This window comes from Desulfosudis oleivorans Hxd3 (genome assembly GCF_000018405.1).
In the GTDB taxonomy this organism is placed as follows: domain Bacteria; phylum Desulfobacterota; class Desulfobacteria; order Desulfobacterales; family Desulfosudaceae; genus Desulfosudis; species Desulfosudis oleivorans.
This window is the reverse complement of record NC_009943.1, coordinates 1,079,545-1,096,588: the sequence shown is the minus strand read 5'-3', so window position 1 is coordinate 1,096,588 and position 17,044 is coordinate 1,079,545. Positions and strand designations below refer to the sequence as shown.

The 17,044-nt window shown below is 54.1% G+C and carries 16 protein-coding genes; 6 read left to right on the top strand and 10 right to left on the bottom strand.

Annotated elements, in window-relative coordinates:
- Positions 1 to 15: 15 nt before the first annotated feature.
- Together DOLE_RS04840 and DOLE_RS04835 are read left to right on the top strand one after the other, a co-directional pair.
- Positions 16 to 921 (top strand): DNA-methyltransferase, encoded by a 906-nt coding sequence (locus tag DOLE_RS04840; RefSeq protein ID WP_012174367.1) that lies wholly within the window; start codon positions 16 to 18, stop codon positions 919 to 921.
- A gap of 14 nt (positions 922 to 935) precedes the next feature.
- Positions 936 to 2,303 (top strand): DNA methyltransferase, encoded by a 1,368-nt coding sequence (locus DOLE_RS04835; protein ID WP_041280360.1) that lies wholly within the window; start codon positions 936 to 938, stop codon positions 2,301 to 2,303.
- Here DOLE_RS04835 and DOLE_RS04830 read toward each other — a convergent pair.
- The gene (locus DOLE_RS04830) at positions 2,300 to 2,908 is read right to left on the bottom strand and encodes a PDDEXK family nuclease (RefSeq protein WP_041280359.1); all 609 of its coding nucleotides are present in this window, start codon (positions 2,906 to 2,908) and stop codon (positions 2,300 to 2,302) included. The two genes, DOLE_RS04835 and DOLE_RS04830, sit on opposite strands and share 4 nt — an antisense overlap.
- Before the next feature lie 11 nt (positions 2,909 to 2,919).
- Complete coding sequence (locus DOLE_RS17885) at positions 2,920 to 3,174, bottom strand: helix-turn-helix domain-containing protein (protein ID WP_012174364.1); 255 nt, start codon at positions 3,172 to 3,174, stop codon at positions 2,920 to 2,922.
- 375 nt (positions 3,175 to 3,549) lie between these two features.
- Between DOLE_RS17885 and DOLE_RS04815 the strand changes: the two genes are divergently transcribed.
- Complete coding sequence (locus DOLE_RS04815; RefSeq protein WP_012174363.1) at positions 3,550 to 4,269, top strand: YMGG-like glycine zipper-containing protein; 720 nt, start codon at positions 3,550 to 3,552, stop codon at positions 4,267 to 4,269.
- Between the two features lie 164 nt (positions 4,270 to 4,433).
- On the opposite strand, the gene DOLE_RS04810 is transcribed toward DOLE_RS04815, so the two are convergent.
- From DOLE_RS04810 to DOLE_RS04785, 6 genes are all read right to left on the bottom strand, one after another.
- Positions 4,434 to 5,624, bottom strand: coding sequence for an acyl-CoA dehydrogenase family protein (locus DOLE_RS04810; protein WP_041280357.1), 1,191 nt, complete (start codon positions 5,622 to 5,624; stop codon positions 4,434 to 4,436).
- A 43-nt stretch (positions 5,625 to 5,667) separates the two neighbouring features.
- Positions 5,668 to 6,810 carry an NAD(P)H-dependent flavin oxidoreductase gene (locus DOLE_RS04805; RefSeq protein ID WP_012174361.1) on the bottom strand — a complete coding sequence of 381 codons (1,143 nt, stop codon included), beginning with the start codon at positions 6,808 to 6,810 and terminating at the stop codon, positions 5,668 to 5,670.
- A 333-nt stretch (positions 6,811 to 7,143) separates the two neighbouring features.
- Positions 7,144 to 8,325 (bottom strand): lipid-transfer protein, encoded by a 1,182-nt coding sequence (locus DOLE_RS04800; RefSeq protein ID WP_012174360.1) that lies wholly within the window; start codon positions 8,323 to 8,325, stop codon positions 7,144 to 7,146.
- Positions 8,326 to 8,564: 239 nt separating this feature from the next.
- Positions 8,565 to 9,824, bottom strand: coding sequence for a 2-hydroxyacyl-CoA dehydratase subunit D (locus tag DOLE_RS04795; RefSeq protein ID WP_012174359.1), 1,260 nt, complete (start codon positions 9,822 to 9,824; stop codon positions 8,565 to 8,567).
- On the bottom strand, positions 9,811 to 10,944 hold the full coding sequence (locus DOLE_RS04790; RefSeq protein WP_012174358.1) for a 2-hydroxyacyl-CoA dehydratase subunit D: 1,134 nt from the start codon (positions 10,942 to 10,944) through the stop codon (positions 9,811 to 9,813). Before DOLE_RS04790 ends, DOLE_RS04795 begins: the two co-directional genes overlap by 14 nt.
- A gap of 146 nt (positions 10,945 to 11,090) precedes the next feature.
- Positions 11,091 to 12,716, bottom strand: coding sequence for an acyl-CoA dehydrogenase family protein (locus DOLE_RS04785; RefSeq protein WP_012174357.1), 1,626 nt, complete (start codon positions 12,714 to 12,716; stop codon positions 11,091 to 11,093).
- A 206-nt stretch (positions 12,717 to 12,922) separates the two neighbouring features.
- On the opposite strand from DOLE_RS04785, the gene DOLE_RS17055 reads away from it, so the two are divergent.
- The 3 genes from DOLE_RS17055 (at position 12,923) to DOLE_RS04770 (ending at position 15,417) form a co-directional block, all read left to right on the top strand.
- Entirely contained in the window at positions 12,923 to 14,308 is a 1,386-nt protein-coding gene (locus tag DOLE_RS17055) for a TetR/AcrR family transcriptional regulator (RefSeq protein WP_012174356.1), read from the top strand.
- Between the two features lie 365 nt (positions 14,309 to 14,673).
- The gene (locus DOLE_RS04775; protein ID WP_012174355.1) at positions 14,674 to 15,135 is read left to right on the top strand and encodes a periplasmic heavy metal sensor; all 462 of its coding nucleotides are present in this window, start codon (positions 14,674 to 14,676) and stop codon (positions 15,133 to 15,135) included.
- Between the two features lie 57 nt (positions 15,136 to 15,192).
- Positions 15,193 to 15,417 carry an LDCC motif putative metal-binding protein gene (locus tag DOLE_RS04770; RefSeq protein WP_041280356.1) on the top strand — a complete coding sequence of 75 codons (225 nt, stop codon included), beginning with the start codon at positions 15,193 to 15,195 and terminating at the stop codon, positions 15,415 to 15,417.
- 111 nt (positions 15,418 to 15,528) lie between these two features.
- Here the strand turns inward: DOLE_RS04770 and DOLE_RS04765 are convergent, their stop codons facing one another.
- Both DOLE_RS04765 and DOLE_RS04760 read right to left on the bottom strand, forming a co-directional pair.
- The gene (locus DOLE_RS04765) at positions 15,529 to 16,548 is read right to left on the bottom strand and encodes a methyltransferase (RefSeq protein ID WP_012174354.1); all 1,020 of its coding nucleotides are present in this window, start codon (positions 16,546 to 16,548) and stop codon (positions 15,529 to 15,531) included.
- 68 nt (positions 16,549 to 16,616) lie between these two features.
- Positions 16,617 to 17,021, bottom strand: coding sequence for a PaaI family thioesterase (locus tag DOLE_RS04760; RefSeq protein ID WP_012174353.1), 405 nt, complete (start codon positions 17,019 to 17,021; stop codon positions 16,617 to 16,619).
- Positions 17,022 to 17,044: the final 23 nt, after the last annotated feature.

Genomic DNA, 17,044 nt, shown 5'->3' with positions numbered 1-17,044 from the left:
GTCTTGTTATAACCTATGGCAATAAAAGCATCTTCTTATGGATATCAAATGGCTCTACAAACCCTTAAAAATCAAACAGTATGGACGCCGGAGCATGTTGTGGACTCCAGCATTGAAAAGAAAATTGTATATTCAAGCCAATTGGGGGCTCTCTATAATGACGATATAATCAAGGTAATTCCCTATGTACACAGTGAATCGGTTGATACAATCTTTGCAGATCCCCCCTTTAACCTGTCTAAAATTTACGGCAATAACGTCAATGACAATCTTACAGAAAAAGAATATCTCTCATGGTGCAAGACGTGGCTGGACCAATGTATCCGTGTGCTGAAACCGGGCGGAGCTATTTTTATCTATAACCTCCCAAAATGGAACATCATTCTAGGTAATCACCTAAGTGAAGCTGGCATGACCTTCCGACATTGGATAGCCGTCGACATCAAGCTATCTCTCCCTATCCCTGGACGCCTATACCCTTCTCATTACAGTATGTTATATTATACAAAAGGGAAGCCAAAAACATTTAGAAGGGTACGGACACCCATAGAGGTTTGCCGACATTGCGGGAAGGAAATTAAAGATTACGGTGGACACCGAAGAGCAATGAACCCCAACGGGGTAAACCTTACTGATGTTTGGCATGACATCACACCTGTAAGGCATTGGAAATTTAAAAGCCGGAGGAGGTCTGCCAATCAACTGTCCACCAAACTACTTGAACGAGTCATCCAGTTGTCCACTCAAGAATATGATATAGTCCTTGATCCCTTTGGGGGCAGCGGCACCACCTATGACGTCTGCGAAAGGCTGCAACGACACTGGATCGGGATAGAAATTGAGAGCTGTGACGTTATTATTGAGCGTTTACAGACCGAAGATCTCAGTCCCCACAAATCCGGTGACTATGTGGAGATTTGAGCTCAGGAGAAAACTTGGATCCGCATAAAATCCCCGACGTACTTGCACAAGACTTCTTTGGAAAACTATTCTCTACCAAATATCAACTCATACCTAACTTAAATGACCTCTACGAATTAGAACTTGCCTTCTACGAACAACAGGTGTTGTCTGACGAAGAGCTTCTTAGAAACAGCGCCTATTTTGCGCGTGTGTGTAACAATTTCACACGACACTTTCTCATATGCACCGGCGATTCACTGAAGTTAGCTGATCATTCTTCATCTAGGCTCAAATCCTTTTTCGAGAGGAATCTCTTCAGAACCGGCTACAGCACCCATGGTCTTTTTCCTTATCGCGGAAAATTTCATCCCCAGATGATAAAGGGGTTAATAAATATTATGGGACTGAAACCTGGAGATACGGTCTTGGACCCTATGATGGGTTCAGGCACGGTCTTGGTTGAGGCCTCTTTGATGGGGATAAATTCAATCGGCATTGATGCAAGCCCTTTTTGCAGGTTTATGGCTCAAACAAAAATAGATGCTCTAACAGTCCCTTTGAGTCGAGCCCAGAAAACTCTGAATAATTACAAAGAAGTGTTTAATTATTTTTCGGAACGTGTAGGAAAACCTGTGGCAGGAATCAGAGCCTGTAAAAGAAAATCACAAAAAAATGTGATGTCTGTCATGGAGCCTGTCGCAGAATATGTGATCAAGGAAGATCGTAGTCGTCTCACAAAACAGCAAAAAGAGACTTCAGACACATACAATTTCCTCTTATTGGCCTACTTAGACAGTGTGGGGTATTCTGAAAGAAGTAGCCGAAGGTCTCCCATTGAACAGTTCAAAGCGATATTGGAAAGATACCTATTTGTTGTCGAAAAAATTCAGAAGGGCTTAATCGACACGGGGTTGGAGCTGTCGGCAACAACGGCAATGGAGGGAGATGCAAGAGACCTACCACTTGATAACAAAACTGTCGATGGTATCATTTTTTCACCCCCTTATAGCTTTGCCATTGATTATCTGGGAAATGACGCCTTTCATCTCAACTACCTAGGCGTAGAAATGGACAACCTCAGGAATTCGATGATTGGTTTGAGGGGGAAAAAACTTTCAGAAAAATTTGAACTCTACCGAGAAGATATGGAACAAGTCCTTTCAGAATGTTCCCGAGTTTTACGTCCGGCAAGACTATGCACCATTATTGTTGGGACCAACAACAATCAACTCGGAAAAGCATTGGGGGTGGACCCGAACAAAGTCCAAGGAATACATGAAATACTGGTACAGATAGGCAAAAAATATGGTTTCCGACTTATCAAAATGATGAGCCGCCCTATTATAGGAATTTCAAATACTATGCGGCTCGAATATATTGCGATACTACAACGGAGTTAAATAATGGCTCGGCCATCAGTACCTTTTGGAATTCTTTCAACATCCTTGCTGACCCCATCATGCTCAATGGCTATAATGGCAAGCAGCCCCTCATCAACTTGCAATGATTTCCATAGAGGGAAATAGGGTGACAATTCAAGGAAGTTCCCTATACGATCGGTCAAGTAATTGTACATCTTCCGGGTCGGTAATATTAAAACACCACCAATCAGTATGTCCTTAAGAATACCCAAAGCCATTTTATTAACAGCGCGATGACTGGAAGAAATATTCCCCGTTTCCCATTCCACACAAAAAAGACGTCCGTTAACTTCAATGGTGGCATCCATGGGACCTGGTCTTCGAACTGTTGCAACATCAACCGGTGTTTCCAGTCTCCATCCTGAAGACTGAAGCTTTTTCATGCAAGCTTCCTTTATAGGCTTTACGCCATTACCCTGCCCTCTTTTTTTCCCGGACTCATCATAGAGAGTAAATGAGCCTGACCCTGGAGGCCATTCGATTGAGTGGATTGCATTCAGAATGTCCCTGTGAATATTTTGCCACTCCTTAGATTGAGGGAATCCCCCCGCGTTTATAATCAGTTCTGTCTCAATAATTTTCATATCTAATTATTCTAACGATCTTTTTCTATAAGTTTTATAAGCTCGGAGGGTTTCACCTGAAGTGTTTCAGCTAACCGAAAGATCGTTTTCAGAGATGGGCTTTTTTTACCACGTTCGAGCAAACTTATGTATGTCCGATGATATCCGCTTTCCAGGCCAAGCTCTTCCTGAGAAAAACCTTTCCGCTTTCGAATTTGCTTTAAAGCATTACCGAACAGTTCTTCGATGGAATATTCTGATGATTTTTTTAGAGGCTCTTTTTTCATTAGGTGTATTGTGAAGACATGAAGACCATAAGTCTACAGACTATAGTATTCATTGGTGTTGTTCATAAAATTCGCTGCAACAACTTTTCACCGCTGGATTACCTCTTTACCCGACACGATAAAAAACCCAAAAAAACCATAAAAGCATGCACCATGAGGCATAATGGTAATCACACCCATGCTGTCGACCGTAAATGCTTTTTTCAAAAAAGGCGGTTGAAAATATGATTTTGATACTTTGTGTTATTCTCTGAAAGGCCACCTGAAAATATTTTAAAAAAGAATCAATCCGTATATTTCCCGCTTGACACAAGGCCTGCTCCATTGGTGTAATACAATATCTTTTATATTCCTCTTTTCTACAGGAGCCTTGCCATGAAAAAACTGATTCTCTGCCTGCTGGTGCTGGTCATGACCACGGCCTGTGTTGCCTACAAGCAACAGGAAGTCCCGTTTCAGCCCCCTGCGGCGTTTTCCAACATGCAGACCGTCAACAACATGGAGCTGGCCGCCATGGCCTACGCCGATGAAAAAAAGGCGGGCCAGGCCTTTGGGTTCAACATTCTCAAGGCCGGGCTTTTGCCGGTGCAGATCGTGGTGGACAATAAAAGCACGGCCGCCTTCCAGTTTAATCCGGGCCAGACCTTTCTGGTGGATGCCAACGGCAACTACTGGAACCTCCTGGACCAGGCAACGGCCTATGACCGGCTGGAGAAGAGCTCGGAATATGCCCGCATCGCCAAGCAGGCGGGCAAGCGGTCGGTGCTGGGCGCGGCCGGCGGCGCTGTGGTGGGAGCCGCCATCGGCATTCTGACGGGGAATAACGTGGGCGAAGCCATCGGAAAAGGCGCGGCCATCGGCGCGGCCGGCGGCACCATCTTCGGCGCGGCCGAAGAGATGGACAGCAGCGACGCCGAGCAGGCCATCAGAAGAGACCTTATGAACCGGCAGATGGAAAACAAGATCATCACCCCCGGCACCCTGGCCAGGGGATTTCTCTTCTTCCCGGCCGAGGCCGCATCCGCCGGCCAGCTGCGGCTTCAGGTCATCGACGTGGAAACCAAGGCATCCCAGAACCTGTTTTTTGATTTGTGATCAGCGGGGCAAATAAGGTGGCATGACGAACAGGCAGGGAGTGCCGTACCCGGGAGAATGCACCTGAGAGCGCTGCCCCCGGGAGTGCCGCACCCCAGTGCGGCTGATACAAGGACCAGACCGCCCATCAAAAAAACTTCCATGTGAAGAACCCTGTCCTGATGCTACTTCAGCTCGCGGCTGGACAGGCCCAGAATATGGCGGGCGATAATCAGGTGCTGAATCTGGCCCGTGCCTTCAAAAATATCCATGATCTTGACGTCGCGCATCCATTTTTCCGCCAGCTCCTGCGTGGAAATTCCCAGGGGACCCAATAGCTCGCAACTCTCCTGGGCGATGAGCGTGGCCCAACGGCCGGCCTTGGCTTTGGCCATGGAAGCCTCCAGGTTGTTGGGCTGGCCGTTATCCGCCATCCAGGCAGACCTGTAAGTGAGCTGACGCATGGCTTCCAGGTGGGCCTCCATTCGGTAGAACGCTTTCTGCATCCCGCTGACGGCATTGGGCCCCCCGTGGTAATCCAGGACGATGCCGTTTTGTTCCATCTTTTCCCGGACCAGGTCCAGTGCCGCGCCGGCCAGCCCGGTGGCCATGGCCGCCACCATGGGCCGCGTCATGTCAAAGGTTTTCATGACGCCTTTAAAGCCCTCTGTGGTCTGCTCGATTTTCGCGCTGCCAAGAAGGTTTTCTTTGGGGATACGGCAGTTGTTCAGCACAAAGGTCCCGGTGTCCGAGGCCCGAAGCCCGCACTTGTTTTCCAGGCGGGTCATGGTCAGGCCGGGCGTCTGCTTTTCCACCATAAAAGGCTTGATGCCGGATTTGCCCGCGCTTTTGTCCAGCGTGGCCCACACAATCACCGCGTCGCAACGGTCGGCGCAGGTCACAAAAATCTTTTCACCGTTTAATACCCAAGAGTCGCCGTCAAGCTGGGCAGTGGTACTGATGGCACCGGCGTCGGACCCGGCTTCCGGCTCGGTGTTGGCAAAGGCGATCCACAGGCGGCCGAACTTTTCCACCTGGTCATCCGTGCCCACGGCAACCAGGGCGGCATTGCCCACCCCGGCGTTGGGAAAAGACATCAACATGCCGCAATCACCCCAGCTCATGGCCTCCACGGAAAGGATCTGGGCCAGGTTGGTACCGATGGGGTCTTTTGTATCACCGGGCGGGCGCTCTTTGCCCTGTTTCTTCTTTGACCGGGAAAAAAGCGGGGCTCCCCGAAAGGCGTCAAGCTCTTTGGGATAAACATGCTCAAGCAGGTCATACTTTCTGGATATGGGCCGCAGGACCTGCCGGGCCACCGTCTTTACGCCCTGCTGAAGCCTGGTCATGGATTCTGAAAACTCGAGGTTGAGCATTACCGTCATCCCCTGCCCTTAATATTTCATTGGATATCCGGGGTTACTGAACAACGACATCCTCTTTGAGTTTTCTGGAAAGAATATCCGCCGCCTCTTCCACCATCTCCAGGAGGATATCCCGGGCCGGCTTGATCTCTTTGATCAGCCCCGAGATCTGGCCGGCAAAGCCCGCCACATACTCATCTTTTCCCGCCTGGACAAAGCCCCGGATCAGGGCCGAGGCCAGGACCACCTGGACCGGAAACGGCAGGGCAGGCAGGCCGGACCCGTCCCAGATTTCATGAAACTTGCAGGTGTTCACCCGGGAGGTCTTTCCCGTGTACAGGGTGCTGACACGGGTGCCCTCGTCGGTGGACTCCAGAATGCGCTGTTTGCAAAGTTCCATGGCCCCGCCCTCTCTGGACGCAAGAAACCGGGTTCCCACCCAGACGCCGATACAGCCCATGGCCAGGGAGGCAGCCAGGCCCCGGCCGTCGCCGATGCCGCCGGCGGCGATCACCGGCACCGGCGCCGCCGCGTCGATGGCCTGGGGCAGCAGGGCCATGGTGCCCACCCGGCCGGTGTGGCCCCCGCCTTCATGGCCCTGGGCCACAACAAAATCCACCCCGGAAGCAGCCACCCGCCCGGCGTTTTTCGCGTTGCCCACCACGCCCAGCACCTTCATGCCAACGGCGTGGGCGTCCTTGACCATGAAGCCGGGATCGCCCAGGCCCGCACAGAAAAGCGGCACCCGCTCCTCAATGCATATCTTGATGGCCTCGTCGGCATGCATGGTCACCGTGTCTGAGCGGACCGTCAGGTCCGACTCCGGCAGGCCCAGGGACTCCCTGACCTTCTCATACCACTCCACATAGGGGCCGGGAAGGGACTGGAGAATACGGGCCAGCGGAACCTCGCCGGTCATGCCCGCACCGTCCGGCAGGTTCTTGGGCAGCAGCAGGTCCACGCCAAAGGGCTTGTCCGTAAGGGACTTGATCTCCCGAATGGCACTTTGCAGCTCTTCCAAATTGAACCCGGCTCCGCCCAGCACGCCCAGGCCCCCGGCCTCGGAAACCGCCACCACCAGTTCCACCGGGGCGCCGTTGGGCTCGCCGATCAAAGTGGGCCCCATACCCGCACTGAGAATGGGATATTCAATACCAAGAAGGTCGCACAGCCTGGTTCGCAGCACCCGTTTGCTCATTGTTTTCTCCCGTCCGATCTGTTTTGATTTTGTTTAAAGTCATTGCGAGAAGCAACGCGACGAAGCAATCCCCTTCACACTTGAAAGTTTAAGATTGCTTCGCCTTCGGCTCGCAATGACGGGGGAGGAAAATTCGCCTCTGGCTCGCAATGACGGGGGAGGAAAATTCGCCTCTGGCTCGCAATGACATTTTAAAATAAACGTGCTTTTGAAATAAAATTAAAACCCTTTTTATCCAAATCTATCGGGATCGGGATCGGCGTCGACTTCGATAGCGATTTCGAACCCGATGACAAAAAATGGAGATTCCCTGTTGTATAATTATAGTCCGGTTTAGTCCCGCCGGTACATACCCACCACGCAGCAGCCTCCCAGGCCGATGTTGTGCTGCAACGCCACCTTGGCGCCCTCCACCTGGCGGACCCCGCTCTGGCCCCGAAGCTGCCAGGTGAGTTCAGCACACTGGGCAAGACCCGTTGCGCCCAGGGGATGGCCCTTGGACAGCAGCCCGCCCGACGGGTTGGTCACATATTTACCACCGTAAGTGTTGTCCCCGTCTTCGATGAATTTTTCCGCCGTGCCCTCCGGTGTCAGGCCCAGGGCTTCATAAGTGATCAGCTCATTGGCCGTGAAGCAGTCGTGCAGTTCCACCACGTCCAGGTCCTCAGGCCCCAGCCCGGCCTGCTCGTAAACATCGTTGGCCGCCGCCTTGCTCATCTCGTAACCGCAGATGTTCATGGCGCTTCTGGCTTCAAATGTACTGGTAAAATCGGTATTCATGGACTGGCCGGCAATATAGACCGGGTTGCTGATATTGTGTTTTTTGGCAAACTCGTCGGAGCACAGGATGGCGGCGGCGGCCCCGCAGGTGGGCGGGCAGCACTGATACCGGGTCAGGGGACCGAAGATATGGGGCGAGGACATGACCTCGTCCAGCGACAACAGATCACGGAACACGGCCCGTTCATTGTGCTGGGCGTGTTTTCTGGCCTTGACCGATATCTTGCCAAAGACCTCATCCGATATACCGTATTTCTGCTGATATTCGACACCGGCCCCGCCAAAAAGCATGGCCGCCGGCGGTGCACCGGGCTTGGGCTCCTGGAACTCAAACAGCTTGATAAAAAAAGTCTGCATGGGAATGGGCCGGTCATTGAACACCACGCCCAGAGCGCCGGGCGTCATCTGTTCAAACCCCAGGGCCATGGCGCACTCCACCACGCCGGTGGCAACGGCCTGGCGGGCCAGGAAAAGGGCGTTGGAGCCGGTGGAGCAGTTGTTGTTGACATTAAACACCGGAATGCCGGTCATGCCGATATCATACAGCGCCATCTGGCCGGCGCAGCTGTCGGCATAAACCCACCCGGTATAGGCGTGCTGAATGTCGTTATACCCCACACCCGCGTCCTTTAAAGCATCGCCGGCCGCCTGCTTGGCCATGTCCGTATAAGGAATTTTAGCCTTGGGCGTGCTAAAGGGGGTCATGCCTACGCCGATCACGTTTACTTTTCTCATACAGTGCGCTCCATTTTTTTTGGTTGTTATAAATGATGGCTTCGTAAAAAGCCCAATCTCTGCGTTGCGCTGCATCCCTCGTCACTGCGGCGTACGACCAGTACGCCTCATTCCTCGGGATTTGCGACGCCTTGACCTTGAACTTTTTACGAAGCCATCCACGACTTTTACGAGACCATCATAAACGGCCCCCACTTAAGTTTAGCCGTATTCGCCGGGAATCTCAGCACCTCTTACTCTTAACCAGACACCGCCGAGGCCCGTTTGGCCTCGATACTCTCCAGCAGGGCCTCCAGCCGCACATAAACATTTTCCTGGCTGAACTTGCGCACATCCGCGTGGTCCACGTCGATCATCACACACGGAATATCGTATTGTTCCCTGACGCGGCGCTGCTCATCCATCTGCATGACGGAAAACACCTTGCAGCTGCGGTTGCTGGCAAACACCACGCCGTCGATGCCCAGCTTCTCGATCACCGGGCCCATGGACGAAAGCCGCAGGTCCATACCCATGGGGCAGACCGAATGGTTCTGAACCCGTGCCAGATACCACAACGGATCATCATTTTCGTCAAAAGAAAGCAGGTCGTAGCTTCCCTCAACGGCCCCGATGCAGGAAGTGTAGGGGGCGGCCACGATGTTGGCCCCCATGCCGGCCAGCCGCGTGGACATTTTTCGAAGCTGGTGCCAGGGCGCGATGTTGTCCCACAGAAGCCGGTATTTTTCGTCCGGCACCGGGAAAATGCCGGCTTTCACGTTGGCCTCGGTCTCGTCGGCCAGGATCTTATAATGGGCCGCCAGTTCCGGGGTTCCCCGGGCAATGAGAAAGGGCGCCATCTGCACAAAGGAATCAAACACCGTAATACCCGAGGGCCGGTGTTCGGCGCAGGCCATAAACCGTTTCCAGTCCATGGAGGCCGAGGCCGTGTGCGCCGCCGCCTCGTAAAACCGGTCCCGGTCAAAGGTCTGGCCGGAGAGCCGCTCCACTGTCTGGATCAGGTCGCCGAACTGGGTCAGAATATAGTCCCGGTCCTTTTCCTGCTGGGGCCCGTAGCAGAACGGCACGTCCAGGATGAAATGGGGAATGTCCATGTCGCGCCGGTGCACGTCAAACCACTTGACCAGCAGCGAACAGTTGTTGGTGTTTGAAATCAGCAGGTGGGGCCGGGGCAGGCCCATGGTGGGGGATTCCTTGCAGCCGTCGGAAAAACAGCCGATGTCAATGCGGGCGTAAGAACAGAGGTCCATGGAATATCCCAGGGATTCGGCCTTCAGGCACTGGGCCGCGCCCACGCCCTTGGCCGCGCACACGGCCGCGTGGCTTTCCGGCGCGCAGAACACCACGTTGTCAAATCCCGCAAAAATCTCGGCCGGAACAATGATGGCCCCCCACACCACAAAAGCGCCGGCAGCAGCCCGTGTGTGGATGTCTGTATAGGTTTTTACCAGCAGTTCGGTCAGATGCTTCCCGGCCCTGGTTTTTTCATTTATCTCCATTGCGCCCTCCCCCGTCGATCACCTCTTTAAACGCCTCCAGCCGGGTCCTGAAGGTCTCCATGCCGACGTTGTCGTCCATGGATATCTCCACGGCCAGCACGGCCACGCCCTGGTCCCTGAGCCGCTTTTCAAGATACGGAAAATCAAAGTACTCATACTCGCAGAACTTTTCACCCACAAAGACAAAGCCTTTCGCGCCGGCCTGCCGGACCCTGTCGATGATTGCATCCACTCTTCGGTCGGATGAAAACAGCAGCGTGGGGCAGGGGAAATGGGACTTGTAAAACTTTACATAATAGTCCGCCGCGTCGGCCCACGTTTCAGGCGCATGGGCGTAAGAACGGTGCATGAACGCCAGGTCATTGCCCGCCACCACAAAACCGGCCTGGTCCATCATTTCACAAAAAGCAGACGGCGACGGAAGAATCCCGCTGACCACCACCCGAACAGATTCATCGTCCGTGGCGGGCGGCGACCCGAGCCCGTCCAGCGTCGATGCCAGCAGCGCGATCTGCTCGCTTACCTCAAGAAAGTTGGCGGCCATCAGGGTGCGGCAAAAATCGGCAAACCCCATCCGGCCTTCGGCCACCGCCTGTTCCAGTTGCAGGCACAGGCTTCGCATCCGGCGATACAGAAAAACGCTTTCGGCAAACCGATCTTCGGAAAAGGTTACGCCGTACTGCTTTTCAAGAGAACAAATGAGCGCTTCGATCTCCTGTTTCAGGTAGCCGGAGCTGTCGGCCTGGGCCGGGGATGTCATGGGCACATGCATGCGGAACATGGGCAAAGGCGAAGCCCCGGCCAGTGCCCGTCCCTCCCGCAGGATCTCCGGAAGGTTTCTCAGGGTGTCCCCGGCGTTGTAAAAAAAGAGGCCGTCGATCAGGTCTTTTCCATCCCGGATCACAAACTGGGCCAGACGGCGGGCCACGGAACAGACATAGTTCTGAAGATGCCGGTCCGCGTCCGGAACGCCTGACACGGCATCGGAAAGCCCCCAGAGCACCACCGGGGTCAGGCCCATGCTGTGGATCAGCTCCAGCGGCGGATAGAGCGGCAGGCACCCGATCACCGGCCGGGGGCCGGCTTTCATTCGTGCCATGGCTTGCAGCGGTGTTTCCATAAAAAGTGTTTCCTCTGAACTAATTATCTTCGATCATTATTGTCCAAAACCGGTTTTAATCATGGCAGGACCAATCGCCGGTTGTTTATCCAAATCGAAATCGCTATCGGTATCGGTATCGAATTGGTTTTCACTCTTATTCCCGGTTATCCGGCAGCTTCCACCTCTGCCAGCGCCAGATCCTGGTAGGCGTGAAAGAACCGCTCGCAGAAGTCGTCCCACTGGCCGCAAACGGCAATGGTCTTTTCATCCATGTCAAACAGGTGGGGCGTTTCCAGGATCTCTTCCAGCTCCTTTGCAAAGCCCCGGACCAGGGTTTCATCCGCCCCTTGCAGGATTCGGCCCGCAAACTCGTTCGGCGGATACCAGTTACGGACCTTCTGAAAGTCCATAAAGAGCTGGGTCAAAAGCACGTTGCGCGGCCCCTCCCACAGTTCGTTGACCATGCCGTCACGGAACATGCGGGGAAAGCTGGAAAAATCCTCCATCACGCCGTGGCCGCCAAAGGCGCTGATGCCCAGTCGGGAAAGATCGATGGCATCCCTGGCCACGGTGATTTTCTGCAAAAGGATCAATTGCCGGACGTCAAAGCGGTGTTTTCGAAGCTCCGGCGGTTCATCCGCCTTTGAACTGACCGACAGGCCCCCTCCGTCCAGGCCCACGGAAAGGCCGCCGGGAAGCTCGATAAAGGCTTTATACACCTTGAAGTTGCCGGCAATGGTGCGCCGGACACAGCCGGCGTTCGTGAGGTACTGGGCCGCCATCATGGGAAAATCCTTTAAGGCGATACCAAAAGCGGTCCGGAACTCGCCGTACTTTTCCACTTCCCGCAGGCCCCGGGCCATGCCGCCGGCCGATCCAATGGAAAGGGCCAGGCGGGAGCAGGTCAGCACAATGCCCACCACATTGGCCACGCCCCGGTTCAGCGGCCCCACCGGATAGGCCGCGGCTCCGTTAAAAGTGATCTCGGCCGTGGGCAGCTCCACCGTGCCCATTTTCCACTTGAGGCGGTCAATGGTGAAGCCGTTGCGAATCTCCTTTTCCCTGTTGCCGTCAAGCCACATGGGAATAACAAACAGGGCCACTTCTTCCGAGCCTTTGGGCTTGGCCGTGACCACCGAATAGTCGGCATGGGCCGCGGAGCAGAAGAACTTGGTGCCGTAAAGCCGCCACCGGCCGTCTTCTTCGACCGCCTCCAGCAGGTTGGCCGGCACGTCGGACCCGCCCTGGATTTCGGAGACAAACTGGGCACCGATGGCAAATTCGCCGTTGATGCCGTCCCGGGTGTGCTCAAGAATATGCCGGGTCTCGGGCGTGTCCGCGTATTTTTCCAGCAGGTCCGCCATTCCCCAGGTGCAGATCAACGGGCAGACCAGGCCGGCTTCGGAGTTCTGGCTGAGCAGGTAAAGCTTGATAAACCGGGTCCAGAGGGAGGTTTTGGGGGAAAACCACGCCTCGGCAAACACCTCTTTTTCCATGACCTCGATTTCATAGGGCCGGACAATGCGGTCGATGCGGTTCTTGTGGCCGTCATAGTGCATCATGTAGGGTCGGTTGTCCGGCGTGGCGATTCTCTCGGCCAGGTCCCGCCAGCGAAAGGAGACCTTTTTGGAAAAGGCTGCGGCCTCGGCATCCACCTTTTCCGCCTCGTCCCCGGCAAACACCCTGATCATCTTCTGGACGAAGGGGTCTGCCTGGTAATAATCAACCTTTTTCCGCCACTCCAGGTAGGGATTAAATGTATAGGGATTGTTTCTGTCCGGATACGACATGAGGCACCTCCTTTTTCATCACGCGGGCATTAAAAAAACAGGCAGACTGCAAAATCCACAATCGGTAAAAAACATTATCCTCCCGTGCGGGTGGGAATGTCAAGAAAAAATCCACATCCGGTAAATTCTTTACTCGGTCTTTTGTTCATGCTACGGTACATCCGGTAAAAAAATTCAGAAGAACCCTTTTACGAAAGCGGCCTGCCTTGCCGACCAGAAAAAAACCTGCAAAAAAACCCGCAAAACCGGCCTCCCCAAAAGGACCCGGCCCCAAGGGAATTGCCACCCGCCTGCGGGTGCTTAAGGCGGCACGACAGGTCTTTACCACCGCCTCCTTTCAGGCGGCCGGCATTCGGGCCATTGCCGAAAAGGCGGGCGTGCCCCATCCCCTGGTGATCCATTATTTTAAATCAAAGGAGGCCCTGTTCGAAGAGGTGGCCATGGAGATCCAGAACGAAATCCTGGAGGGCCACCCTGAATTTTTCAGTCGGCTTCAGACCATGGGGGCCGACAAGCGCAAGGCCGTTTACCTGGAAGGCATTCTGCGCCAGGGGCTGCGCCGGCCCGATGCCTACCGGGTGATGCTGCTAAACGCCGTGGAAATGGTCGACCCGGACACACCGCTTCCGGGCGTGGACCGCATGGCCCGGGTGCATGAAAAGGTTTTGTCCCTGGTGGCCGATCATATTCTGGAGCAGGCACCGGCACAGGAGACCGCCATGTTCATGCTTGTGTTCATGCTGGTGGCCGTCCATTTTATCGGGGGCCGGGCCTTTCATCAAAAGACCCTTGGCGTAGATGACAAAGATTATGAAAACTGGGTGAAAAACACCCTGGCCGGGCTTTTTATCCCGGTGCTGGACGTGCTGTCCAAAGGCAAGGCCGCGGTGCCGGCCGAGTATATGGCCCGGTGGCCGGGAACGCCTGTTCACCCGCCGGAGCGCTCCGCTTCAGCGGCCAAAAAACAGCAGGAAGCGCCCCTGCCCAGAGGCGAGATCACGAAAAAAAGAATCCTGTACGCGGCCCGCCGGGTCTTTACCACCCGGCCTTACGACAGCGCCACCATCCGGCAGATCGGCCAGGCAGGCAAATTCGATTTTTCCCGCATTCACCACTTTTTCCCCACCAAGGCCGCGCTCTTTGAAGCCGTGATCCAGGACGCCTTTGAAACGTTTGTCGAGACCATTGAAAGCTGGCAGCAGGGCGTAAAAGGGCTGCCGCCGGAAGAGGTGTTCATCCACTACCTTCAACAGGGCCTTGCCTACTGTTTTGAAAACCGGGAAATGGTGGGCACCCTGGTCATCAACATCGCCCACTACGACAGCCACCGGCATGTGTCCGGGTTTACCCTGATGACCCGGGTCCACTCCAACCTGCTGAAGATGGTGGAGCAGAGCGTGCCGCCCGGCATTCCCGCCGAAGAAGTGAGCAGATGGCTTTATACCATCGTCATGATGGGCTACACCCTTGCCGGAGCCCCTGCCTACCCGGCCCGGATCATGGGCCTTGACCCGGACTCCGGCGCCTACAAAAAAAAGGTCTTTGAGATCCTCTGCTTTGTCTTTCTGCCCTCCCTGAGAAGCCGCCTGTAAAACACAGCCGCAACATTCCCCGAAACATTCCGGCCGGCAAAACCATTGACACACCCGTCCCCCTCCAAATCCGGATCGGGATCGCTATCGGGATCGGGATCGGGATCGGGATCGGGATCGCCACCCCGGGAGCGCCGCACCCCAGTGCGGCAACCACCGCGGCAAGGGTATTTTATACCCACCCATCCGGGTATTTTATACTCACCACCGCATCGTAACTATCCGATTTCCCCCGCGCCATTTTCTTAAATTAAAAATTTAATATTTTAAAAACAATATGTTGTCATAATATACCACATTGTGGTATGCTGTTTGCACTAACACAGGGCAGATGTAAGAACAGCCAAACCAGAAGGAGGTTTATTATGACGAAACTGACATCCACTATAGGTATTCTTTTGCTGGTATTTGCCGTGGCGGTTCCTGTCATGGCATGGGGACCCGGATGGGGTCGCGGTCATATGATGGGATACGGGAACAACGGACCCGGCGATTATTACGGGAACGTGACCCAGGAGCAGCGTGAAAAGCTGGAATCCCTTGACCGCGCATTCTATGATGAGACCCGCGATATTCAGGAAAAGCTCTGGACAAAACAGGGAGACCTGGAAGCGATTCTGAATACCACCGAACCGGATCTTGAAAAGGCAAAGGCCGTGCAGAGTGACATCAGCCGGCTTCGGGCAAGCCTGGACGAAAAAAGGCTGGCCTACCAGGTCGAAGTGCGCAAGATCACGCCCAATCAGCGGGCCTACGGGTATGGCGGCCGGTATAACCACATGGGGCCCTATGGAATGGGCTACACCGCCGGCCATTGCTGGAATTAACACTTAAAACCGCAGGGGGGAACGTTATCCCCCCTGCAATAATAAAAAGGGGGCACTATGAACACCCTGAACAACGAAACAAAGAGACACGAAACAGGTTCGACATGCTGCGGCATATCCCATGATCAGGACCATGCCCATGACGGTACAACGGCCTGCCACTGTAACCTTGACACTGCCCCGGAGAAAAAGCAGGGGGCCATCAAACGATGGCTGAACCGGATGGCAAAAGCCAATCAGAAAGCCTTCGGCTCTTCAGGCCCCAGGTGCGGCTGCGGATAGAAGTGTCCCGGCGCTCTCATCCAAATCGCTATCGCTATCGGGATCGGGATCGGGATCGAAACTCCCGGGAGCGCCGCACCCCAGTGCGGCAACTGCGGCCGGACGGATGGCTTAAAGCTTCTTTCCGGAGATTAACGTCCTGTCAGCCGCAACATCAGTGACTTCAACCCGGCCAAACCCCGCGGACATGAGAATATCGCCGATTTCTTTCGTAGAATAACATTTACCTTCCGTTGAATGCATCAGCAGGCATGAATACTCAGCAACGGAAAGAGGTCCTGTCTTAAATTGATTCAGATGGGCATCAAAGACCGCTATAAAACCGCCGGGGGACAGGCTCTTGAAGGAATTGGCGGCCAGCGTGGTTACAGCGTCGATATCCCAGTCGTGAAAGGCATTGGCAAACAGATGGACGTCATAACCAGTGGGAATTTTATCAAACATGTTTCCGGCGACAACGTTGATCCTGGCCGACATGCCCTTTGATTCGATTGACCGTTTTGCAGCAAGGTCCACGGGAGGTATTTCAAGGACGGCGGCCGCCAGACGAGGGTTCCGGTTTGCGATGGAGCAGGCGTATATGCCTGAGCCACCGGCAATGTCCAGAAGCGCGTTGTGCTGACTGACGTCGATTGTCTCGGCGAGTTTTCGGGCAAGAAAAGCGCCTCGGCTGTCCATGGCAGCGGTAAAGGTGTCCGCGAATTCCGGATTTTCCATACTTTTTGTCCAGCTGTCCCCTTTATCTTTACTCGACCAGCCGGCAGGCCTTCCGGTTTTGAGAACCTCATGAAACTCCAGGCATTGAGGGCGGTTCTTAAGAGAACGGTAATAAGGGACCAGGCTGTCCGGGCTGTCGCTGACAAGATATTTCGCAGACAGCTCAGCCAACCCATATCTGTGCGCATTCGTTTCAATCAGTTCCATGGAGAGAAGAAGTGACACCATGACGTCCGCCGGTCGAGGCTGAATTTCCATTTTGTCACAGATCTCATCAAAGGTTTTCGGGCCTTCACTCAGAAAGGTGAAAAAATCGAGGCAGGCCACCGCGCACACCAGCAAATCCGCTGCATAAATTGAATCCCTGTATCTGAGCAGACGATCGGGATCGGTGTTTTGAGAATCCTTTTTCATGTCCCCTGGTCTCTGGTCCAATGTACCGACCGGTGAACCGGCTGGTTGTTTTATCGTCAATTACCGGACTATTTGGCAATTACATGGGTCGTTGTCACTTCTGCCAGCAGCTTGTTCCTGTTTCCAGTCACTCGCGTCCGGATAACCATCACTGTTTTACCCTTGCTCAAAAACCTTGCCTCCGCGGTAATATCGCCGGTTGTCTGGTTACCGACAAGACTTGTATGAATGTTTACAGCAAGAGGAAACCCCTTTCCGTCATCCTCGATTTTTCGCCCCTCAAGTGCAAGCACCGAGGCGGTAACATCAGCCAGCCATATCATCGCACCAGCCTGCACCGTGCCATAGGGATTTAAAACGCCGGGGGTGACCGGCATTCGACTGATAACGCAATCAGCACGCCGCTCCTCAATGGAAAAATCGATATTCCCCGTTCTTCTGGCCGAGTTGATATGGTCCTGCAGGTCACTCATCGCAGACTCCATTGGCAAATAAA